At 54.2% G+C, this 21,785-nt stretch carries 23 protein-coding genes and 2 tRNA genes; 10 read left to right on the top strand and 15 right to left on the bottom strand.

Features of this window, described 5'->3' with window-relative positions; translation table 11 throughout:
- Positions 1–11: 11 nt before the first annotated feature.
- From DG177_RS08055 to DG177_RS08075, 5 genes are all read right to left on the bottom strand, one after another.
- Positions 12–2,039: a DEAD/DEAH box helicase gene (locus tag DG177_RS08055; RefSeq protein ID WP_108811009.1), complete on the bottom strand. Its 2,028-nt coding sequence runs from the start codon at positions 2,037–2,039 to the stop codon at positions 12–14.
- Between the two features lie 78 nt (positions 2,040–2,117).
- A complete protein-coding gene (locus DG177_RS08060) occupies positions 2,118–3,302 on the bottom strand; it encodes an aminoacetone oxidase family FAD-binding enzyme (RefSeq protein ID WP_108811010.1) in 1,185 nt (394 codons plus the stop codon).
- Between the two features lie 3 nt (positions 3,303–3,305).
- Positions 3,306–3,548, bottom strand: a complete 243-nt coding sequence (locus DG177_RS08065; RefSeq protein WP_108811011.1) for a GIY-YIG nuclease family protein — start codon at positions 3,546–3,548, stop codon at positions 3,306–3,308.
- Between the two features lie 126 nt (positions 3,549–3,674).
- Positions 3,675–3,750 (bottom strand) — tRNA-Ala (locus tag DG177_RS08070).
- 69 nt (positions 3,751–3,819) lie between these two features.
- Positions 3,820–4,146, bottom strand: a complete 327-nt coding sequence (locus DG177_RS08075; protein WP_108812865.1) for a TIGR02300 family protein — start codon at positions 4,144–4,146, stop codon at positions 3,820–3,822.
- A 181-nt stretch (positions 4,147–4,327) separates the two neighbouring features.
- On the opposite strand from DG177_RS08075, the gene aroA reads away from it, so the two are divergent.
- The 6 genes from aroA to DG177_RS08110 all read left to right on the top strand — a co-directional run bounded on the left by aroA (position 4,328) and on the right by DG177_RS08110 (position 9,288).
- Positions 4,328–5,695, top strand: a complete 1,368-nt coding sequence (gene aroA, locus DG177_RS08080; protein WP_108811012.1) for a 3-phosphoshikimate 1-carboxyvinyltransferase — start codon at positions 4,328–4,330, stop codon at positions 5,693–5,695.
- Positions 5,695–5,955: a CBU_0592 family membrane protein gene (locus tag DG177_RS08085; RefSeq protein WP_108811013.1), complete on the top strand. Its 261-nt coding sequence runs from the start codon at positions 5,695–5,697 to the stop codon at positions 5,953–5,955. The genes aroA and DG177_RS08085 overlap by 1 nt, the downstream gene beginning before the upstream one ends.
- Positions 5,952–6,596 (top strand): (d)CMP kinase, encoded by a 645-nt coding sequence (gene cmk / locus DG177_RS08090; protein ID WP_108811014.1) that lies wholly within the window; start codon positions 5,952–5,954, stop codon positions 6,594–6,596. Before DG177_RS08085 ends, cmk begins: the two co-directional genes overlap by 4 nt.
- A 206-nt stretch (positions 6,597–6,802) precedes the next feature.
- Positions 6,803–8,506, top strand: a complete 1,704-nt coding sequence (gene rpsA / locus DG177_RS08100; protein WP_108811016.1) for a 30S ribosomal protein S1 — start codon at positions 6,803–6,805, stop codon at positions 8,504–8,506.
- A gap of 273 nt (positions 8,507–8,779) precedes the next feature.
- Positions 8,780–9,061 carry an integration host factor subunit beta gene (locus DG177_RS08105; protein ID WP_108811017.1) on the top strand — a complete coding sequence of 94 codons (282 nt, stop codon included), beginning with the start codon at positions 8,780–8,782 and terminating at the stop codon, positions 9,059–9,061.
- Positions 9,062–9,201: 140 nt separating this feature from the next.
- Positions 9,202–9,288 (top strand) — tRNA-Leu (locus DG177_RS08110).
- A gap of 131 nt (positions 9,289–9,419) precedes the next feature.
- Here the strand turns inward: DG177_RS08110 and DG177_RS08115 are convergent.
- Positions 9,420–10,604, bottom strand: coding sequence for an acyl-CoA dehydrogenase family protein (locus DG177_RS08115; protein ID WP_108811018.1), 1,185 nt, complete (start codon positions 10,602–10,604; stop codon positions 9,420–9,422).
- Positions 10,605–10,697: 93 nt separating this feature from the next.
- Here DG177_RS08115 and DG177_RS08120 point away from each other — a divergent pair, with 93 nt between their 5' ends.
- Genes DG177_RS08120 through DG177_RS08130 form a run of 3 tightly spaced genes read left to right on the top strand, consistent with a single transcriptional unit; the run spans position 10,698 to position 14,211 of the window.
- Positions 10,698–12,242, top strand: a complete 1,545-nt coding sequence (locus DG177_RS08120; RefSeq protein WP_108811019.1) for an ABC transporter substrate-binding protein — start codon at positions 10,698–10,700, stop codon at positions 12,240–12,242.
- Complete coding sequence (locus DG177_RS08125) at positions 12,239–13,756, top strand: ABC transporter substrate-binding protein (protein WP_108811020.1); 1,518 nt, start codon at positions 12,239–12,241, stop codon at positions 13,754–13,756. The genes DG177_RS08120 and DG177_RS08125 overlap by 4 nt, the downstream gene beginning before the upstream one ends.
- 32 nt (positions 13,757–13,788) lie before the next feature.
- A complete protein-coding gene (locus DG177_RS08130) occupies positions 13,789–14,211 on the top strand; it encodes a DUF4112 domain-containing protein (RefSeq protein ID WP_108811021.1) in 423 nt (140 codons plus the stop codon).
- Here the strand turns inward: DG177_RS08130 and DG177_RS08135 are convergent.
- Positions 14,208–14,756 (bottom strand): carboxymuconolactone decarboxylase family protein, encoded by a 549-nt coding sequence (locus DG177_RS08135; protein ID WP_108811022.1) that lies wholly within the window; start codon positions 14,754–14,756, stop codon positions 14,208–14,210. The genes DG177_RS08130 and DG177_RS08135 overlap by 4 nt on opposite strands.
- A gap of 73 nt (positions 14,757–14,829) precedes the next feature.
- On the opposite strand from DG177_RS08135, the gene DG177_RS08140 reads away from it, so the two are divergent.
- Positions 14,830–15,159, top strand: coding sequence for a winged helix-turn-helix transcriptional regulator (locus tag DG177_RS08140; RefSeq protein WP_108811023.1), 330 nt, complete (start codon positions 14,830–14,832; stop codon positions 15,157–15,159).
- Between the two features lie 2 nt (positions 15,160–15,161).
- Here the strand turns inward: DG177_RS08140 and DG177_RS08145 are convergent, their stop codons facing one another.
- The 8 genes from DG177_RS08145 to DG177_RS08185 form a co-directional block, all read right to left on the bottom strand.
- The gene (locus tag DG177_RS08145) at positions 15,162–15,854 is read right to left on the bottom strand and encodes a ribonuclease T2 family protein (protein ID WP_108811024.1); all 693 of its coding nucleotides are present in this window, start codon (positions 15,852–15,854) and stop codon (positions 15,162–15,164) included.
- 37 nt (positions 15,855–15,891) lie between these two features.
- Positions 15,892–16,353 carry a hypothetical protein gene (locus tag DG177_RS08150; protein ID WP_108811025.1) on the bottom strand — a complete coding sequence of 154 codons (462 nt, stop codon included), beginning with the start codon at positions 16,351–16,353 and terminating at the stop codon, positions 15,892–15,894.
- Between the two features lie 33 nt (positions 16,354–16,386).
- Positions 16,387–16,812 carry a hypothetical protein gene (locus DG177_RS08155; protein WP_108811026.1) on the bottom strand — a complete coding sequence of 142 codons (426 nt, stop codon included), beginning with the start codon at positions 16,810–16,812 and terminating at the stop codon, positions 16,387–16,389.
- Positions 16,813–16,847: 35 nt separating this feature from the next.
- Positions 16,848–17,696, bottom strand: a complete 849-nt coding sequence (nadC, locus tag DG177_RS08160) for a carboxylating nicotinate-nucleotide diphosphorylase (protein WP_108811027.1) — start codon at positions 17,694–17,696, stop codon at positions 16,848–16,850.
- A 335-nt stretch (positions 17,697–18,031) separates the two neighbouring features.
- Positions 18,032–19,045: a quinolinate synthase NadA gene (gene nadA, locus DG177_RS08170; protein WP_108811029.1), complete on the bottom strand. Its 1,014-nt coding sequence runs from the start codon at positions 19,043–19,045 to the stop codon at positions 18,032–18,034.
- A gap of 54 nt (positions 19,046–19,099) precedes the next feature.
- Positions 19,100–20,188: a kelch repeat-containing protein gene (locus DG177_RS08175; protein ID WP_108811030.1), complete on the bottom strand. Its 1,089-nt coding sequence runs from the start codon at positions 20,186–20,188 to the stop codon at positions 19,100–19,102.
- The gene (locus tag DG177_RS08180) at positions 20,188–20,889 is read right to left on the bottom strand and encodes a DUF4230 domain-containing protein (protein WP_337658640.1); all 702 of its coding nucleotides are present in this window, start codon (positions 20,887–20,889) and stop codon (positions 20,188–20,190) included. The genes DG177_RS08175 and DG177_RS08180 overlap by 1 nt, the downstream gene beginning before the upstream one ends.
- A complete protein-coding gene (locus DG177_RS08185) occupies positions 20,886–21,764 on the bottom strand; it encodes an MBL fold metallo-hydrolase (RefSeq protein ID WP_108811031.1) in 879 nt (292 codons plus the stop codon). The genes DG177_RS08180 and DG177_RS08185 overlap by 4 nt, the downstream gene beginning before the upstream one ends.
- Between the last annotated feature and the right edge of the window lie 21 nt (positions 21,765–21,785).

The following is a 21,785-nucleotide window of genomic DNA, read 5'->3' on the forward strand; positions in this document are numbered from 1 at the left end:
CATAGATTGGCTTAGTCGCTTCCACCCTTACCCTTAAACGGCCGCTTTCCGCGATGGGGTTTTTTCTTTTTGCCGCCGAAATCGCCCTTGGAACCGGGTTTACGATCACCCTTGAAATCAGATTTCTTTTTGAAACCATCACCAAATTCACGTTTGTTGCCGCCTTCGCTACCGCTTTCTCGGTCACCGGCAGTTTTGCGCTTTACATAGGGCTTACCGCCATCATCAGACTTATTGCCATATTTCTTTTTGCCGCCAAAATCCCGGCCTTCTGGTTTTCCGCCCCCAGATTTTCCGGCACCTTTGCGGTCGCCGAATTTCTTCGCTCCAAACTTCTTGCCACCGAATTTTTTGCTGGCATTGCTGTAGTCCCGGCCGCCACCGGCATTGTCACGGCGCCCGCCTTTGCGATTGCGCTTGGCTGCTTCGCGCGGTGTCCCTTCAAACTGGGTGATATTGATATCATCTGTATCGTCACCACCAGTTTCGCGTTTCTCCGCAATCGCTTTGGTAAATTTATCAACCACCCGGCGAGGAATCTCGAACAGTGTATCGTCGCCGTTAATCCGGATCGCACCGATTTCATTCTTCGTAATATGGCCTCGGCGGCACAGCACCGGTAAAATCCAGCGCGCATCGGCACGTTGATTATGGCCAACATTCATCTTGAACCAGACGGTATCTTCAAATCCCGGTCGCGGTCCCCCAGGTGCAGGTTGTGACTGGGCGCCTCGGTCCAGCATCTGTTCCGGCGCAGGCATTTTTGCGCGATGGGATTGCACCAACATCGCTGCGATTTCTTCCGCCGTTTTTTCCGCCATCAAGCGTTTGGCCAGTTCGAGATCATCCTCGTCAATTTCAACCGGCTGAAGCAAGGTTTCGATCAGACGCTCGGCATCATTTTTCCGGATATCTGCCCTTGTCGGTGCATCTTTCCATTCGGCGTTAATTTTCGCACCGCGCAACATGGATTCAACGCGTTTACGCCGCTGATAAGGTACGATGATAACCGCTGTACCTTTTTTACCGGCACGGCCCGTCCGTCCGGAACGATGCTGCAATGTCTCTGCATCACGGGGAATTTCGACATGAATTACTAAGCTAAGCGTTGGCAGATCAAGGCCACGAGCCGCGACATCGGTTGCAACACAAACGCGGGCTCGCTTGCTACGCAGCGCCTGCATCGCCTGGTTACGTTCTGCCTGCGTATGTTCGCCAGATAGCGCCACGGCACTGAAACCACGATCGACCAAACTGGTATGAAGACGGCGCACAGCTTCCCGCGTGCCACAAAAGAGCATTGCCGATTCCGCTTCATGAAAACGCAACAGGTTCACCACCGCATTTTCCGTATCAGCTGGTGCGACCGTAATCGCCTGATAGGCAATATCACCATGGCCGCGATCCTCGCCGACGGTAGAAATGCGCATCGCGTCATTTTGATAACGCTTGGCAAGATTGATAATCGGCTTTGGTATAGTTGCCGAAAATAGCAAAGTTCGGCGGTCTTCTGCGGTCGCGTCGAGTATTTCTTCAAGATCCTCGCGAAAACCCATGTCGAGCATCTCATCGGCTTCATCGAGCACTGCTGCGCGCAGCTTACTTAGGTCGAGCGCGCCGCGTTCAAGATGGTCCCGCAAACGGCCCGGTGTCCCAACAATAACATGGGCACCGCGCCGCAGCGTCCGACGTTCCTTGGAAGCATCCATCCCGCCAACACAGGTCGCAATCTGCACACCGGCAGGCTCATAAAGCCATTTGAGCTCGCGGCTGACCTGCAAAGCCAATTCGCGCGTCGGTGCAATCACCAAAGCGAGCGGCTCTACCAGAAACGGGAACCGTCCATTGTCATCCAAAAGCTGCGGTGCCATGGCTAGGCCAAAGGCAACCGTCTTTCCGGAACCTGTTTGGGCAGAAACAATAAGGTCGCGACCTTCGGTTTCCGGTTCGAGCACTGCAGCCTGCACTGCCGTTGGTTTCGCATATTCGCGGTTTGCAAGCGCTTCGGCAAGAAGCGGAGATACTGAGGAGAAAGGCATATTCAAATGTCCGTGGCAAAGATTGAAAGCCGCGCGGAAATGCCAATCGCCTGCGGTCGGTGATACTATATCGTTTGTCTAAAGAGTTTGCGCAGCGGCCCAGCCGCTCGCCCAAGCCCATTGAAAATTATAGCCACCGAGCCAGCCGGTGACATCAACGGCCTCGCCAATAGCATAGAGTCCCGGCATTTGCCTAGCTTCCATATTTTTCGAGGATAAATCCGCCGTACTGATACCGCCGGCGGTGACTTCCGCCTTCGCATAGCCTTCGGTGCCATTGGGCATGAAGCGCCAATTGGACAATCGCCGGGATGCTTCATCGAGTTTGCGGTCAGCGAGATTGCCCAGATCTCCGGACAGGGCGATCCGGTCCAAAAGGGTTTCAGAGAGGCGAGCTGGCAAATGATCATTGACCGCCTTGCCAAGCGAAATACGTGGTTTTTCCCGTTTCAATTGCGTCAACCAGTCGGGCTTTAGATCTGGCAAGAAATCAACGTTCACAGGTTCGCCGTGCCGCCAGTAGGAGGATATTTGCAAAATTGCCGGACCGGACAGACCTTTATGGGTGAACAACGCCGCTTCACGAAACGCAGTCTTGCCGCAACGGGCAATAATCGGCGCCGATACGCCAGACAGTGAACGGAACAGGGTTTCTTCTCCGCCAAGGGTGAGCGGTACCAACGCAGGGCGAGGCTCAACGACTTTCAGGCCGAATTGCCGCGCAATGTCGTAAGCGAAACTGGTGGCACCCATTTTTGGAATTGAGGGTCCGCCGGTTGCAATTACCAGGGACGGCGAGGTCGCCGACTGATTGCCATAGTCGACTTGATAGGTGCCATCGCCATGGCGGATATCAGTGATCGATTGCCCGAGCGAGACGGTTACCGTCTCGGCCGGACATTCATCCATCAGCATCGCGACAATTTGCTTGGCCGAACCATCACAAAATAGCTGGCCAAGGGTCTTTTCATGCCAGGCAATGTCATAACCGTTCACCAGTGCGATGAAATCCTGCGCCGTGTAGCGGCTCAGCGCCGACTTGGCGAAATGCATGTTGGCAGAAAGATAACGGTCCGGTGCAGTATCAATATTGGTGAAATTACAACGCCCGCCGCCGGAGATAAGGATTTTCTTGCCCGGCTGATCGGCATGATCGATCAGCAGCACCTTGCGGCCCCGTTGACCGGCGACAGCCGCACACATCAATCCAGCGCCACCGGCACCGAGGATGATCGCGTCATAGGAGGTTGGGGAATTGGTCATCAACTAACGCAATCTCTTCTGCGAAAAGGCTCGCCCTGATCCGGATTTCAGATATTTTTCAGACGCCAATGCGGTATCTTCATTCTCGAAATAATGGGAAGAGATGATCTTCCAGGGTTTGTATTTTGCCGTATGTTTCGATTTTCCGGAATTATGCTCTTTCAACCGACCGGTCACATTGTCGGTCAGACCAGTGTAATGCTGGTCTGGATGCTCAACGCTTTGGAGAATATAAACGTAATGCATCGCAGGTAAGGCCCTCCTTCGCCAAGGCTACGGCGGGCAACCTTGGCTCGCAAAAGCAAATAACTCAACAATGTTAGGTAACAAAAGATTGGCCTGCCAGCCGAAGCTCGCGCAGCGAGCGAAGGTTGGTGGAGCCTAGCGGGATCGAACCGCTGACCTCTTCGCTGCCAGCGAAGCGCTCTCCCAGCTGAGCTAAGGCCCCTTATGCGGCGCGTTTAATCCAAGCGCGCCGCTTATTGCAAGCCCCAAATGGAGCCTGCACGTATCAAAATCAAGTTTCGGCGTTATCGTCGTCGTCACCTTTGCCTTTGGTGACCCCCAGATCGTCATCGCCGCCCAGGTCGACTTCATTATCTGGCGAAGGCTCATCGTCGTCAATGTTGATATCCAGATCATCATCCGCGACTTCATCTCCTTTCTTCGCGTCTTTCTTGGGCGCTTCTTCAAACGGCATTGGCTGTTTGGATTTCAAGCTTGGTTCCGGCGTCCATGTCTCACCACATTCGATGCAATTGACCGGGTCTTCTTTGCCCAAGTCGTAAAAACGTGTTCCGCATTTTGGGCATGTTCTCTTCGTGCCCCATTCTGGCTTCACCATGGCTGGTTCCAAATCCTTATTTGTCAGTAATATATAATGACCGCTCCGAAGAATTACGGATTCGATCAATCAATCGGGCCGCGCCTTGCCATAGCTGAGCCGCGCTGTCAAAAGCCGTTTCACATCCTGAAACGAATCAACCGCGAAACAAGCGCGTGCGACTGCATTATAAAGCCCATAAATGACCAGCAAACCGACAGATCAGACGATAATGGTGGCCAAACCGGCTTCATTCAAGCCCAGTGGCCCTTTGACCGGCCAAATCATGGTGCCGGGCGATAAATCCATTTCCCACCGCTCACTGATTCTCTCTGCCCTCGCCATCGGCAAGAGCCAAATTACCGGCTTGCTGGAGGGTGAGGATGTTCTGGCCACCGCCGCCGCGTTGCGCGCCATGGGCGCCACGATCGAAAAAAAGGGTGACGTCTGGACGGTGCACGGTGTCGGCGTTGGTGGGTTAATGCAGCCCGAAACCGCCATTGACCTTGGCAATAGCGGAACCTCGGTGCGACTGCTTATGGGGCTGGTCGCTTCTCATGATATCAGTGTGACCTTCACCGGTGACGCCAGCCTTTCCAAGCGACCAATGGGCCGCGTGATTGAACCGCTCTCTGCGATGGGTGCAGAATTCACCGCACGGATGTCTTCGGATGGCAAAGCGTGTTTGCCGCTTACCGTCCGCGGCCTGTGCCCGGCAGTTCCGTTGGAATATCGCCTGCCGGTAGCATCCGCACAGGTCAAATCGGCGATCCTGCTCGCCGGTTTGAATATGCCAGGTGTTACGCGCGTGATCGAACCGGTTCCGACCCGCGATCACAGCGAAACCATGTTGAAAGGCTTTGGCGCTGATCTGACGGTGGAAATGGACAAGGATAGCAACCGGATTATTACGCTTGCCGGTGAGGCCGAACTATCACCGCAAAAGATCAAGGTCCCCGGAGATCCTTCCTCTGCGGCTTTTCCGGTCGTGGCCGCATTGCTGGTTCCCGGATCAGATATTGTGGTCGAGAATGTCGGCATCAATCCGACCCGCGCTGGCTTGTTCACCATATTGCAGCAGATGGGCGGCGATATCAGCTTCAAGAAAAAGCGCACCGTTGGCGGCGAGCCGGTTGCTGATATTCATGTAAAACATAGCAAGCTGAACGGTATTAATGTTCCGGCGGATATCGCGCCCAGCATGATTGATGAATTTCCGATCCTGTTTATCGCCGCAGCGCTGGCAGAAGGAACAACGACGACTAGCGGCCTGCATGAACTGCGCGTCAAGGAATCCGATCGCCTGAAACAAATGGCAGAGGGTCTGCGCATCATTGGTGTCGAGCTTGCGGAAAAAGAAGACGGGCTAGCGATCATCGGTAGCGGAGGTGCACCATTGCCCGGCGGTACCAACATGCCTGCGATCGAGACGGCTCTTGACCACCGGATCGCAATGAGCTTTGCCGTGGCGGGTCTGGCGACTGCTTCAGGACTGACGATAGATGATATCGCCCCTGTTGAAACAAGTTTTCCTGGCTTTGCTGACCTCATGAAGACGCTGGCATCCTGATGCTGGATGATTTCTCCGCCAACGTGATCGGCATATTGGGCAGTATATTGATTGTTTCGGCATATGCTTACAATGTCTATGCCCGAAGCGTGAACCCTTTCATTTATAACGGCACGAACCTGATCGGAGCGCTTCTGCTCACACTGTCATTGATGGTGCATTTCAACCTTGCATCGTTACTGCTCGAAATTGTCTGGATCGGTATCGCCTTGGGCGGTCTATGGAAAGCCTATCAGGGGCACGCGGGGCAGAGGCCATGATCATCGCTGTCGATGGCCCCACTGCCTCGGGTAAAGGCACGATCTCCAAAGAGCTGGCGAAGCATTTTGCCCTGCCCTTTCTTGACACCGGCCTACTTTATCGCGCGGTCGGCTGGACTTTGCGGGAACAGCGCGGAAACGCTGATAACCCGGAGCATGCGCTTAAGGCCTGCATATTTGATGGTGCGTTGCTCAATGAGCCGGGCTTGCGCAGTGAGGCCGTCGGTGGCCTCGCGAGCCGTGTTTCGGTCCATCCGGAAGTACGCCGGGCGCTGGACAAGCGCCAGAAGGATTTTGCCTATCAACCGGCGGGCGCGGTCCTGGATGGTCGTGATATCGGTACAATCATCGCTCCCGATGCCGATGTGAAGCTGTTTGTAACGGCTTCATCCGAGGCCCGCGCGGTCCGTCGTTTCGAAGAAATGAAACGCCGCGGAGAGAAGGTGAACTTTGATGATATCCTCGCCGATATCCTGAAACGGGACGAACGCGACCGCAGTCGCATCACCGCACCGCTCAAGCCCGCGGAAGATGCGGACTTGCTTGATACGACCGATTTGACTATAGGCGACGCCGTTCAACAGGCAATTGCCTTGGTGGACGCGAAGATAAGCCGCCGGCGCGACAAAGATCCGGCATAGCAAAAAGATGATGTGCCAGACGGAACGGTTTATCGCCGCTCCGGCTATGGCGCAGCTTTTTCTGTTTCGGCTTCCCCTTTGTGTCTCCAGATTATGGTAGTTTTCTGGGGGATATGGCTGTCACATGCGGTGGCAATCATGTTTTGGTCCAAGACCAGCGGAACCAACCGCTTGGCCCGAAAAAATGACTATTAAGGAACTCTTATATGGCCTCTACGGCATTTCCCAGTCGCGACGATTTCGCGGCACTATTAAACGAATCAATTGGCGGTGAAGATCAAGGCTTTGAAGGCCGCGTGGTCAAAGGCACCGTTGTCGGCATCGAAAATGACATGGCTGTCATCGATGTAGGATTGAAATCAGAAGGCCGTGTGGCGCTGCGCGAATTCGCTGCTCCCGGTCAAAAAGCCGAACTCAACGTTGGTGATGAAGTCGAAGTTTATGTCGACCGTATCGAAAATGTGAACGGCGAAGCCATGCTGTCCCGCGACCGCGCCCGCCGCGAAGCTTCCTGGGACAAGCTTGAAAAAGAATATGACGAAGGCAACCGCGTTGACGGTATTATCTTCGGACGCGTCAAAGGCGGCTTCACCGTCGATCTTGACGGCGCCGTAGCCTTCCTGCCCGGCAGTCAGGTTGATGTCCGCCCCGTGCGTGACGTGACTCCACTTATGGACATTTCACAGCCTTTCCAAATCCTGAAAATGGACCGCAAGCGTGGCAACATCGTTGTTTCTCGCCGCGCGATCCTCGAAGAAACGCGCGCAGAACAGCGTTCGGGTCTGATCGAATCGCTGGCTGAAGGTCAAGTTACCGAAGGTGTGGTCAAAAATATCACAGATTATGGTGCGTTTGTTGACCTGGGCGGCATTGATGGCCTGCTCCACGTCACGGACCTCAGCTACAAACGGGTCAATCACCCGAATGAAATGATCAATATCGGTGACACGCTGAAAGTTCAGATCATCAAGATCAACAAAGATACGCAGCGTATTTCCTTGGGCATGAAACAGCTCGAAAGCGATCCATGGGAAGCCGCTTCCGAAAAATATGCCGTTGGCACGAAATTGTCTGGTTCCGTCACCAACATCACCGAATATGGTGCGTTTGTTGAACTGGAAGCTGGTATTGAAGGCCTTGTCCACGTTTCCGAAATGAGCTGGACCAAGAAAAACGTCCATCCTGGCAAAATCGTCTCCACCTCTCAGGAAGTCGATGTCATCGTTCTGGAAGTCGATACCGAGAAACGCCGCATTTCGCTGGGCCTCAAACAGGCTCAGTCCAACCCATGGACCGACTTTGCGGATACGCATCCTGTTGGCAGCACGGTTGAAGGCGAAGTTAAGAACGCGACCGAATTCGGTCTGTTCATCGGCCTTGAAGGCGACGTGGACGGCATGGTTCACATGTCTGACATCGCATGGGGCATTTCCGGCGAAGACGCGCTCAACCTCCACCACAAGGGCGAGCAAGTCAAAGCGATCGTTCTCGACATTGATGTTGAGAAAGAGCGCATCTCACTGGGCATGAAGCAGCTTGAAAAAGGTGCACCTGCAGTTGGCGGAACCGACACTGGCGGGCTCAAGAAAGGTTCGGTTACCACCGTTACCGTGCTTGAAGTTCGCGATGGCGGTCTTGAAGTGCAGGTTGGCGACGACGGTGCCACCGGCTTCATCAAACGGACCGACCTTGGTCGTGACCGTGACGAGCAGCGTCCTGATCGTTTCCAGGTTGGCCAGAAGGTCGATGCGATGGTTACCGGCTTCGATCGTTCCAAGAAGCCGAATTTCTCGATCAAAGCCCATCAGTTGGCCGAAGAGAAACAGGCTGTCGAGCAGTTTGGTTCCACCGATTCCGGTGCCAGCCTTGGCGATATTCTTGGCGAAGCGCTCAAGAAAAAAGACGACTAAACGTCCGGACATTGCCCGACCAGATTTCAAGAAAAAGCCCGCTCTCGCAAAACGAGGCGGGCTTTTTCTTTATCCAGTCCGTTTCATGCGCCAGTTTGGATGCGGTCAACCCGTCCCAGTTCAAGACGTATTGCAATGTAAAATCCAAAGCCCATTGAAAACATGCAAATTTTCTGTCACTATCCTATCATAATCGCTAAGCCGACCAACTCTGTTGGCAGGCAGCGAACAGCTTAAATTCCGTGGTTGCCCCACAATCGGAAAGGCACACCTATGATACGTTCTGAACTGCTTGAAAAACTGGCCGAAGAAAATCCTGACCTGAAGCCAGACGAGATTGAGAAGATAGTTGACTTGTTTTTCAATCAGATAAGCCAGAAACTGGCCGAAGGTGGACGTGTTGAATTGCGCGGCTTTGGAGCTTTCTCAACCCGGCAACGTAAACCGCGCATTGGCCGAAATCCGCGCACCGGTGAATCGGTTGAAGTGCCCGCAAAGCGCGTTCCTTATTTCAAACCCGGCAAAGAAATTCGCGAACAGCTCAACAAAAACTGAGCCGAACTGCGCGAAACCGGCCGAAACTGTCAAATACCGGACGGGCCAACAAAAAACTTCACAATAGCTTATCTCCGCACTTGACCTGATGCGTGCAATGATGCTTGTCGCATATTCCAACATATGTTGGTTCTACCGGTGCGGACGTGGCGAAATGGTAGACGCAGCAGACTTAAAATCTGCTATCCGAAATGGGTGTGCGGGTTCGAGTCCCGCCGTCCGCACCAGTTTTTCTGATCAAAGCCAATTCGTATATTGGCCGAGCCCCGCACTCTCGAACCTTGTGGAAGACGATTGCTACACCGATTGCACCGGTAATGGGCAATAACCGTTCAAAAAATAAAAGCCGTCCAATCCGTCACAACATCGCCATATCAACGGGCTGATCCAGCAATATCCGCCCGGCTAGCTCAAACACCGCTGGTGCGGTCGCGATATGCTGGGTTGCGACATGGGCATCGCGGAAACGGCGTTGCAGGCTGTTGCTGGCATAGACAGCCCCACCGCCGCCCAGAGTATATGCTATTTTGCAGATATCGGCCGATGTTTCGGTCGCATGGGCACAAGCCAGCCTCAAATTTGCACGGGCCTCCGGTGAAATATCACCTTTGCCTTGCGCTTCATGCCATGCCTTACCGATCGCGTCCTCAAGAAAGCTGAACGCACCACCCAGCTGGGCTGTGGCGCGCGCGATTTCGGCTTGAATAGTGGCGCGCTGGGCCATGCTGCGGCCGCCACCAGGTGTTTTTTTATGGATGGCCACCTGTTTGATTTCCTCTAGTGCCGCGCGTGCGTTGCCCAGGGCAACTGAAGAGACGCCTAGAGCAAGCAAACCAAAAAGCGGGAATTTGTAAAGCGCGCCGCTATCACGAGGACGATCAGCTACAAAGGATACGCTGCGCTCTTTGGGAATTTTGATTTTTTCGACACTGAAATCACCGGATCCCGTGCCTTTCATGCCGGAAACGTGCCAGCTATCGATGAACTCGACTTCGCCCGCCGGAAAGAACAGCATCCGGTGATAGGGCGCACCATTATCGAACTTCAGCAGTTCGCCATCCCTGAAAATCAACGCGCCACCGCCGAGCCAGCTGCAATTGGCTGACCCGGATCCCCACTGCCACTGCCCAGACAATATATAATGGTCACCCTTATCCTCTGCCTTGCCCATAGGAGCAAAAACACCGCCGGTGATCACATCATCTGGACCAAAAATCTCTTTGGCCGCTTTCTCACCCATATAGGCGGCCCCCAATGTAGAAGTCACCGCGATCATCGCGCACCAGCCAGTGCTCGCATCGGCTTCCGAAATGGTTTCTATCAGTTGCATGAATTCGAAGGGCGGTAATTCCAAGCCACCCAGAGCGGAAGGTTTCGAAAGATTAAAAACCCCGGCAGCAGCCATTTTCCTTGCAAGGTCAGCAGGCAAATGGCGGGCCAGTTCTGTTTCGCCTGCACGGTCCGCAATTTCTGGCAGAAGCGCCATGATCGCGGCCCCGGTACCGTCACCAATCGCGCCAATATCATATTGCAAGCCGGTCATTCGCGAATCTCCCAATTTTTCGGCGCTATCCAATGAAGGCCAACATAGGAGTTACTATTTGTCGATCCAGCAAAAACATATACAAATGATTTTATGCGCTTACTCGCTCTTGTTGGTCTAATGCTCCTGCTTGCCGGTTGTGGTGAACAGCATAACACGGACACGATGCCCGGACCTGATCAAATTGTGCGTCTGTCCGATTCCGAGATTAAAGGTCTTGATCCCCAAAAAATATCCGATCTCTCTTCCCTGCGTGTTGCCGCCGATCAATTTGAAGGATTAACTCGGCTCGACGCCAGTGGGGTTGCCGAACCAGGACTGGCCGAAAGCTGGAAGGTTTCCGAGGATGGATTGCGGTGGACTTTCACACTCCGTAAAGGGCTGCGCTTCTCCGATGATTTTCCCTTTGACGCGGCAATTTTCCCCCGACTATGGGCGCGCCTGCAAGCGCCCGAAACAGCATCCCCGACAAAAGCGCTGTTCGACAATATTTTGTCCGTTACCGCGGACGGTGCGCAGACGATCATTGTCACATTGAACTCGCCCGGCCCGGCACTGCCAGTGTTGCTGGCACATCCGGCCATGGCTGCCTTACCGCTCCATCGCATCGAACAATCCGGAGACATATGGACTGGTGAGCGGCCGATGGTGACAAGCGGCCCATATCAATTGACGACATGGCAGCTCAACGACCATGCCCGATTGGCGCGCAATCCAGCATGGCACGACAGCCCGGCGCCGACGGCTAGCATCATCTGGAAGCCGATGGACAATAGTCTATCCGCAATGCGTTTGTTTCTGGCTGGCGGTGCAGATATCGCGGCCGACTATCCGGCCAGCCGCCATAAATGGCTCAAAAAAAATCACCCCGGGCTGGCCCATAGCGTCCCCTATCTCGGTAGCTATTATTACGCATTCAACACCCGTCGACCGCCATTTGATGATGTACGGATTCGTATTGCATTGTCGATGGCCGTGGAGCGCGCCTGGATCGCAGAAAAGGTTATCGGCGTCGGCAATGTCCCATCCTGGGGCCTTTTGCCGCCAGAACTGATCGGCGGGATTGCCACAAAACCGATCTGGGCAAGCTGGTCGCGCGAAAGGCGCTTGACCGCTGCGCGGGAATTGCTGGCGGAAGCCGGCTATGGTCCAGCCAATCCACTGCAATTTGAAATTCGTTTCAACAGCTCAGCCGAGCATCGACGGGTGTCAGTTGCGCTTGCCACGATGTGGAAACCCCTCAATGTCCAGGCCAGCTTGTTTAATAGCGAGGCGGCCCTCCATTTCGCCGCGCTAAGGCAACATGATTTTGCCCTCGCACGATCGGGCTGGATTGCCGACTTACCGGTCGCCGAAAATTTTCTGACCGTCCATCAATCGGCTAATGGTGCTGGCAATTACTCAGGTTATGACAATTCGCCCTATGATGTGATTGTGGCGCAAGCCATTGCCACTGCAGATCCCGACCAGCGCAATGTCTTGATGCGCCGGGCCGATCAGATACTGGTCAATGATATGCCAATCCTGCCGCTTTACTTCTACGTAACCCGTTCCCTCGTCAGCAAACGCATCGAGGGGTGGAAAGATAATATTTCCAATGTGCATCCCAGCCGTACTCTGCGTATAAGCACAAAATGATCCATCCTTCTGGCCTTGATATCAAACGGTTTGTTTTCACCGTTGCTGCATCGCTATCTCTTGCCTCCTGCGGCATGACGGGAGATGAAGATCGCGCACGCGTCACGGTTATTGATGATGGAACCCCTCTCATAAAACCAGTCGGAATCGAGCTCAATTACGCTTCCGCCACCGCGCGAGCCGCGATAGCGAGAGGGCTGGTCGGCTTTGATGAAAGGGGACGTGTCGTTCCAGCCCTCGCGGCGCGCTGGATCGTTACGGATGACGGCCTCAGTTATATATTCCGGCTTAACGAGGCGACCTGGAATGACGGGCGCCAGGTCACCGCAGAGCGAATCGCGTCATTGCTGAGCGAACGAATTACCGAACTCCGTCCAAGCCGATTGGGAAGAGATCTGGAAGTAATCGACGAGATCATCTCGATGACGGGCCGAGTGATTGAAGTCCGGTTGAAATCGCCGCACCCCAATTTCCTGCAACTCATGGCGCAACCGGAAATGGGCTTATTCCGGGCCGGTCAAGGGGCCGGTCCGATGAGCGAAGTGGATAGTGATCGTGCGTATACACTGGGCGTTTTCAATCAGATTATATCCGATGCCGAAGATGAAGAGGGAGACGAAGAAGCCCAAGACAGGGAACCAACCGACGATCCTCGCCGGGTTATTTTGAACAGTGAAAGTCCAGCAAAAGCGGTTGCTCGCTACACCGCTGGCTTTACCGACCTCGTCTTGAACGGGCAGTTTCACCATCTTCCGCTGGTTGATGAGGCAGGCGTGAATAGCGATGATATAAAGCCGGATCCGGTTGCCGGATTGTTCGGGCTTATATTTGTGAGAGCGAACGGTTTCTGGTCTTTGCCTGACAATCGGGAAATATTGTCGATGGCTATTGATCGCCCGGCACTGTTGACCTCTTTCCCCAAGGTAACAGCTTGGCAAAGCCGCCAGAAGATCATTCCAGATGCTTTGAATGTCTCTGGTATCAATGCGCGACCAGACTGGTCCAGCATGACCATGCAGGACCGACAGCAATTTGCGCGGGAACATGTGCGGCGCTGGGTAGCACTGGAAGGCCCCGTCGTTCCATTGGCCATTGCCGTTCCCGATGCCGCCGGTGCGGATATACTATTCCTGCGGATTCAGTCCGATCTGCGCCGCGTCGGTCTCGACGCCCGTCAGGTTTCACTAAATGAAGATGCAGACGTCCGGCTCATTGATGAAATTGCGCCTTATGACAGCGCACAATGGTTTTTGTCTCGCCTGACCTGCGATCAAACACCGGTTTGCTTGAATGACGCCGATGCGAAAATTCAGGAAGCCAATGCGGCAACCAATCTGGAAATCAAGGCCAGACTCTATGCGGAGACCGAGGTCATTCTGGTCCAGCATTACAACTATATTCCGTTGGCCGTTCCTGTACGTTGGTCGATCAGCAGGCCCGGTCAGCGCGGCTTTGCCGTCAACCCTCGGGCCTGGCATCCATTGAATCCGCTGGTTGGAATCCCTATATCCTGATTATCAGAGTATAATGTGTGTCGGGAGGGTATATGGCGATTTCGGAAGAACAGTTGAAACGACTGGCCGAACAACTGCCCGATGTCAGCCGCGATCCACAATCTGTGCGCAACCGCGTCGAAGCCATGGAAAAAGTGCTTGAGCGCGCTTTTGTTGTGCCCGGCATCAACAAACCTATTGGGTTGGATGCCCTTGTCGGCCTGATTCCGGTTGTCGGTGATATTGTCACTGCGGCCATGGGCGCGTATATTGTATGGGAAGCCCGCAATCTGGGGATGTCCAAGTGGCAACTCACCCGCATGGCAACCAATGTCGGTATTGATACCGCTTTGGGTGCGATCCCCTTGGCCGGCGACGTTTTCGACTTTCTTTGGCGCTCGAACAGCCGCAATTTGCGGATTATTCGCAAGCATCTCGACAAACATCACCCTGGTACGCGAACATTAGAGGGTTAGCGCCCAGGAAACGGTTTGCCGAAACTCTCATTGGCTAGACGCGTGCTATTAGCGACGAAACTGACGGTATGATAAGTGCCACAAAGAGCCATGATCTCAAGCTGTGCGTCCAATGACCATAGCATCTGGAAATCCGCTAGCTGGGCATTCGTGATAGTTCCCCGATCACACAAATCATCGACGCAGCGAATGAGCAAGCTTTCTGTGTCGTTCCAGACGGCGTCATCAGCCGAGCCATTTCGTGTTGCAGCAATTTGCGCGTCACTCAACCCTGCAGCTTGAGCGAAAATCGCAACATGGACACCCCACTCATATTCGGAATCCAGCTTGGCCGTAGTCCGTAAGATGACAATCTCTCGCTCGCGAAGCGGCAGCGGGCTATCCTTGTCCAGCAGGTTGGGCACCGCCTTGGTCAGAAACCGGATGCTGTTCGCAAAGGTTCGAAACAGACTTAGAATATAGCCATCCTGCTGCGGATATCCGGCGAGCACCTCTGCGATTGCTGGATCATAGGGTGGTGTCAGGGGTTTCAGAACATTGCTCATCGCGAATCTCCGTGCTACAAATAATGTAGTATAAGTTACGCTACATTATTTGTAGCGTCAAGAAAGGTTCATAATGCCAGTGAAAAACATCGATAAAGCAAGAGGTTCCACAACCGGTCGACCGATCATGGTGTTGCTGGACATACTCGGCAAGCGCTGGACTTTGCGCATCATGTGGGAGTTAAGAGACCGCCCAATGACTTTTCGAGACTTGCAGAGACAATGTGGTGACATCTCACCCACCACGCTCAACAGTCGTTTGCGCGAATTGAGAGCTCTGGCAATTATCGATCATGGTACCGGTGGATATCAATATACCCCGCTTGGAGAAGAGCTTGGCGGACAAATGACAGCGCTCGATAGTTGGTCGCGCAAATGGTCCGACCAGCTTGATAAAGAGTAGAATTAGGCTCCGCGCCAGATCTTGACTGGCGTGTTATCCTTCACCTTCTGCATCGTTCGGGGGCAGCGCCGTGGCCGGAAACTTTTTCCCAGACAAAGCCGCACTTCTTCCAGCCAGCCGCGCCGGTTGATCTTGAGCCGCATCATCTCCGGACCCAAGCCGTCATTTGCCGCGGCAAAGCTATTGCGCAGCGCACCGGCGGTGAGCGGCTTTCGAGATAACCGGTCCATATTGGGAAATTCTACCGCATCAAACATGATCCTGGAGATCCGGAAATAGGTTTCCGGTCGCTGTGCCATGCAACTGCCGTGCTTGGCCCATTGCCGCGCCATCAGACGCGGCGTGGGTATCATGCAAAAATTGCGTTTGACCACCGCTGGTGGCAGCGCTTTGGTCGCCTTGCACCATCGTGGATAGCTGGTCCCCTGCGCATCCGGCCACAAGCCATGGAGGATAAAGCCGAAGCTGCCATCATCACCGCTACATTGGCCTTTATGCCGCCTGTCATCCTTACGCAGACGGCAGAACTCCGGGGACCAGCTCATCGCCAGCGTATAACCGGATATTGGTGTGACCCGCCGCGGCTCATCAGCAGGTTTGCGCGCAGGTGCCGCAGGATCGACCAAGGATGGCGCGCGGCATTGATAAGATTGGGCGTGAGCAATCGGTGTAACAAGAACTGCCGAAAGGGCCATGCAGAACCATCCAAAAGATCTAGCTAATTGCCTCACTTCAACGAAACCTTTCTGCCAACTCAGCATGATCTAACTGGGCACCACCAGCTACATGAAACCAACTTCGGGCTTCTTGTCGAAACAAAAAACCAACCGACAGCAGAACGAGTGCCTGAGTGAACAGAGTGGATGCAATGATGGTCACAATGCTGTTTTGTATCAGTGATGGCAAAACCCATATTATAGCGACGAACGCCAGCGAAGTTTTGGCTACCAATAGCCATTTTGCAACGTTGCTCGCTCGCCGCGCAATAAAGAACCAAAGTCCGATATCTATTGAAAAAGCGATGATCGTGGCCAGCATCTGCCCGATCACGAGAGTCGTCCATCCTGTGAGACTAGATTCCTCGCCGGAGAGATTTTCAATCCAGTTAAGAGCGGCTTGCACTGCCGAGAGGAGAAACGACGCGATAAAAAAGCGTTCAAACCATAGGATCGATTTCGGGCGTCGAGTTATCATGCCGGCAGAAAGGTTGACCTCGGATGGTTCATCTCACTCAAAGGTTTTTTCCAGATCAACCACTTTTTCACCCGCAAACCATTTTTTTGCGTCGGGCCGGAACAGCATATAAACAGCGGCACCTTGGAGGAGGATGCTGAGTAGAGATGTCACGATAGCCGGTCCGCTCAGCTGACCGAGTGAGAAAGGTACGCTAGCCAAACCGATGACAAAGAAAAACACGATGAACCATTTGGCCACTGCGGCGCCCCTACGCGCCGCGAAAAACCAGAGCAAAAGCGAAATCGCCAGACCGAAGACAATGGATCCAATCAACACGCCAGTCCCCATCGCACCAATAGCGGGGTCCGTCTGCACCAGCTCCACCGCTTTGCTCCAGTTGACAACATTGCCGACCAGGCCAATGGCCAGCGCCCCCAGATAAAAGCGTTCAAATTGAATGATAGAATTTGGCCGCATGCTTGCCTCCCTCAAAAACTTATACCCAAGCTAACTCAGACCTGCGCGAAGTCCAAGCCGATATCTGCCGCGGGGGCCGATTGTGTCAAGCGGCCAACGGAGATGAAATCGACGCCGGTATCAGCCTTGTCGAAAATCGTTTCCAGCGTCACGCCGCCGGATGCTTCGGTCACCACACGTCCGCCGATCAGGGTCACGGCCCCGCGCAAGGTGGCCGGGTCCATATTGTCGAGCAACAAATGCGTCGCCCCTGCTGCCAGTGCGGGTTCGATCTGATCAACCCGGTCGACTTCGACGATAATCCGTTCGATATCCGCATCAACCGCGCGCTTCACCGCTTCGCTGATATCACCGGCGACCGCCACGTGATTATCCTTGATCATCGCGGCATCCCACAGTCCCATACGGTGGTTTTGCGCGCCGCCCATACGGGTAGCGTATTTTTCCAGCACGCGCAGGCCCGGGATCGTCTTGCGTGTATCGAGCAGGGTACAACCCGTGCCAACAATCCTGCGCACATATTCATTGGTCATGCTGGCAATGCCGGTGAGATGCTGCACCGTATTCAACGCGCTGCGCTCTGCGGTGAGCATAGCGCGGCCCTTGCCCTTCAGGCGCATGATATCGGTGCCGGCTTCCACCGCTTCGCCTTCCTGCGCGAGGATTTCAATCTCTACATCCGGATCGAGCGACTGGAAAAACGCTTCAGCAATTGGCAGCCCCGCGATGACGGCATTGTGGCGACTGTCCATCACACCGGTGAAGATGGCATCTTCAGGGATCACAGCCTCCGAGGTGACATCGCGACCAGTGGGACCGAGATCTTCAGCTAGGGTGGAAGCAACGAAAGCATCAAGGTCAAAGCGGTCTAGGGTGAAGGTCATTTGTTAGCTCCAATACGCTTCCAGCTCGAGATCGAGCGCAGATTGACCAGCATCGTGATCATCTTGGTCATACCAGCAAAACCCTCCTCCACGCTTTCGTGGAAAAAATGGAATTTGCTTCACTTCTCTTAGGTGCATCCGCGCATCTGATTTCTGAAGACTTTCGAGACTGTGATGCCTTTTGATCTCGCCGTTGATCTCACTTACAGCTTCGGACTCAGCACTTTCTGCATTCAATGTCCTTACAAAACGGGTCGTGTAGAATCCTGAACGGCCATCAGTGTTAGGTATGTTAGTACCCTGGATCAGAACCATAAACTTAGGCACCGAAGCTTCTAATCTTCATGCGCCAGATCAGACGGCCCCAGATCACCCTGCCCAACTGTTGCGCTGGCCATTTCCATCATCTTGTCGATCGATTTGCGAGCCTGCAGCCGCAGTTTCTCGTCCATCTCGATGCGCGGCTCCAGATCGCGCAGCGCGACATAGAGTTTCTCCATCGTGTTGAGCGCCATATAGGGGCAGATATTGCAATTGCAGTTGCCGTCAGCGCCGGGCGCGCCGATGAAATTCTTTTCCGGCACCGCTTTTTCCATCTGGTGGATGATATGCGGCTCGGTTGCGATGATGATCGTATCGCCTTCAAATTCCTTGGCATATTTCAGGATTGCGCTGGTCGAGCCGACCATATCCGCATGGTCCAATATATAGGCCGGACATTCGGGATGCGCGGCCACCGGCGCATCAGGATGCTGGGTTTGCAGCTTCAGCAGCTCGGTCTCGCTAAACGCCTCATGGACGATACAGACACCGGGCCACAGCAGCATGTCGCGTCCGGTCTTCTTGGCAATATAACCACCAAGATGTTTGTCCGGGCCAAAGATGATCTTCTGATCCTTTGGAATTTGCGAGAGAATATGTTCGGCAGACGAGCTCGTGACGATAATGTCGGACAGCGCCTTCACCTCGGCTGAGCAGTTAATATAGGTCAGTGCGATATGGTCGGGATGTTCGTCGCGAAACGCTTTGAACTTATCCGGCGGACAACTGTCTTCGAGACTGCATCCCGCATCCATGTCGGGCAGCACTACAATCTTCTCTGGCGAAAGGATTTTCGCCGTTTCTGCCATGAACTTCACGCCACAAAAGGCAATCACGTCGGCATCGGTTTCCGCCGCCTTGCGCGAGAGTTCGAGGCTGTCACCGACAAAATCGGCAATATCCTGTATCTCTGGTTTCTGGTAATAATGCGCCAGGATGATCGCGTTACGCTCTTTGCGCAGGCGATGAATTTCCTCGATCACATCCACTCCGGCCAAGCTGCCGCCAATTCCGCCACGTGCGTCCATTGTCTTTTCCTTTAAGTAACTTACCGCCGCTATGCCACGAGGCAGCGGCGAAGATCAATCATCGATGCGGAATTTCATGATCCGTGCTGTCACGGCTTGGTCCGCTTCCATTCCTCCAATGATATAGTGATCATTACCCGACTTTACGAGAGCGCGATGGTCCATGCTGGGTTCGGCCAATTTGCCCAGTTCTGTCCACTGATCCATCTTCAGATCATAGCCAAATATTCGATCCGTCGGGTTGGCAGGCATACCGTCATAGCCGATGCCATCATAGTTATACGGATTGCCACCACCACCGGCAAACAGGATCAGGCCGCGATCATTGTCGCCCATGGCCGCCATTCGATATTGCGGTCCGCCGGGATGCGCATCGATCGCACGCCAGGTGATCTTTGTGGGATCGTCCGGGTCGATATCACCGCGCCAAGAAAAGGGGGCCGCGACAAATTTGCGCTTGCCATCGACCAGTCCGGCAACTGCGACACCATCGGTGATAATCATGCTGTTATTTGCCAATCCGCCCGCATGACCAAATACCGGCTTGCCGGGAAATTCGGTCGCCATGCTCCAACTGTCAGATTGCGTGTCATAGAGCTGAACCAGACTGACATTGCCCTCATCATGCCAGCCGGAAACCAGATAGATATACCGCCCGCGATAGGGAAGTACCACCATATCATCGACCGGCGTCGGCATATCGGCAAGGCGTTTATATTCCTGCGTCTGGGGATCAAAGGCAAAGACTTCAGGCGTGGATACTTCGTCACCATCCTCTGCCACGGTATAGCCGCCAAACAGATAGATTGTGTCTGCCACTGTCACCGCTGAACTGGCCAATCGGCCCTCATTTACAGGTACAGAGGCAATTTCTTCGCAATCCTTAATGCTGATAATACAGGCGAAAGCAGCATTGCTGGCATCCTTCCAGCTTTTACCCGATTTCAGACCATTGAAACTATACAGTGTCGGCCCATCAGGCCCCTCGGCCGCCGCCACTGCATTGTTGCTGATCGGGATAGGCAGTTCAAATTCGGCCGCCGATGAAAACGGTTGTGTTGCTCGTGGTTCGGAAGGCCCTTGCCCACAAGCGCTTACGATCAGAGCCATACACAAAACGGTGGCCTTTCTGCAAAAATTCATCACTCCGTCCCCTGTTTATCTTTGTCTGCAAGCACGTCCCGGATCGACCGGGATACATCCCAGCGATCTGTATTAGCCGCACCCCGCTCAAAATCAAAAAAGGCATCCACTTTTGCATCCAGTCCGGCAGCACGCAGTGGTAGCACGAAGCTGCTCTCCACCGCCCGCCGTGCGGCATCGCGCGCTAATCGCACCTGTAACGGATTTTCGGCTTGCTTGGCCAGTTCCGCCACACCCTTTTTGCGATTGGCCTGATCCAGCGTCTTTTCGGCATCGGTCAGCGCCATCAAAATTCCGCCATCATCATAGCTTTGGATGCGGTCAATCTGCACCTCTGGCCGCGCAATCTCAATCGGTGGCATTTCCACCGACAGGGTATTGGTCGTTTCATCCCAGCGGACGTTTTCGGCATCCAGCTTGGCCAGATCAACTTCATAGCGCACCGATCCCGGCATGATCAGCGTCTTGCGGGCCGAAAGGCCCAAGCGGTTCACCGTGGTCGTGACCGTAGCATTATAGCTGGCCGAGAAAACCGTCAGCCGATTCTGCTCGCGCAGACCGTCGAGACTCGCGCTAGCAATCGAAACCGGATCGGGCGTGAAGCCGGTTTCAAGCTTTGACAGCAGCAGCCATGACAAGGCGCCGAGGATCGCCAACACACCCGCCATGATCGCCAGAGGAATGGCGAAACGGCGATTCACGGGGACATTTTCCAGATATCGTCGTCCACGGCAACCATCTTACGATTCTGCAAGTCGATCAGATGCGCACGTACGGATTGACCAGCCGCGCCCTTTAATCGCGGATCAAGGCCCTTGTACATCTGTGTCACCATGTCGGGAATCACCGATGGGCCGTCTTCAAGCAATTTGAGTATCTGACGCTCTCGCTGTTTACGGTGGCCCATCATGCCGCGCACCAGTTGTCGCGGTTTGTCGACCTTTTTGCCATGAGCCGGATAATAGACCTTGTCGTCGCGCTCATATATTTTTTGCAGGCTGGCCATATAGTCCGCCATATCGCCATCCGGTGGGACAATGACGCTGGTCGACCAGGCCATGACATGATCACCGGTAAAAAGCGCGCCGGATTCCTGCACTGCGAGACAGAGATGATTGGATGTGTGTCCGGGCGTGGCTACCGCTTCCATGGTCCAGCCGTCACCAGAGAGGGTTTCTCCGTCCACCAGCACCCGGTCGGGAGAGTAGCTTTTGTCAAAACTCTCGTCAGCGCGCGGACCATCATCAGCGAGGACCAGCGGTGCACAGCCGATGATCGCAGCACCCGTGCGCGCTGCCAAAGGAGCTGCCGCCGGACTGTGATCGCGGTGGGTATGGGTGCACATAATCGCGCTGATCCTGGCATCGCCAACGGCTGCCATAATCGCATCAATATGATCATCAATCGCTGGACCTGGGTCAATCACCGCTCGGTCGCTTTTGTTCCCGACGACGTAAGTCTGTGTGCCGGTATAAGTATAAGGACTCGGATTGCCCGCAAGCACCCGTACGACCAGCGGTTCCAGCTGCTCAGCTAGACCGGTTGGAAATTTGCTCGGGTCAAAATCTGCATTCATGAACAAGATGTGGCATATTCA

Origin of the sequence: Sphingorhabdus sp. Alg231-15, from assembly GCF_900149705.1 — a bacterium.
GTDB lineage: Bacteria > Pseudomonadota > Alphaproteobacteria > Sphingomonadales > Sphingomonadaceae > Parasphingorhabdus.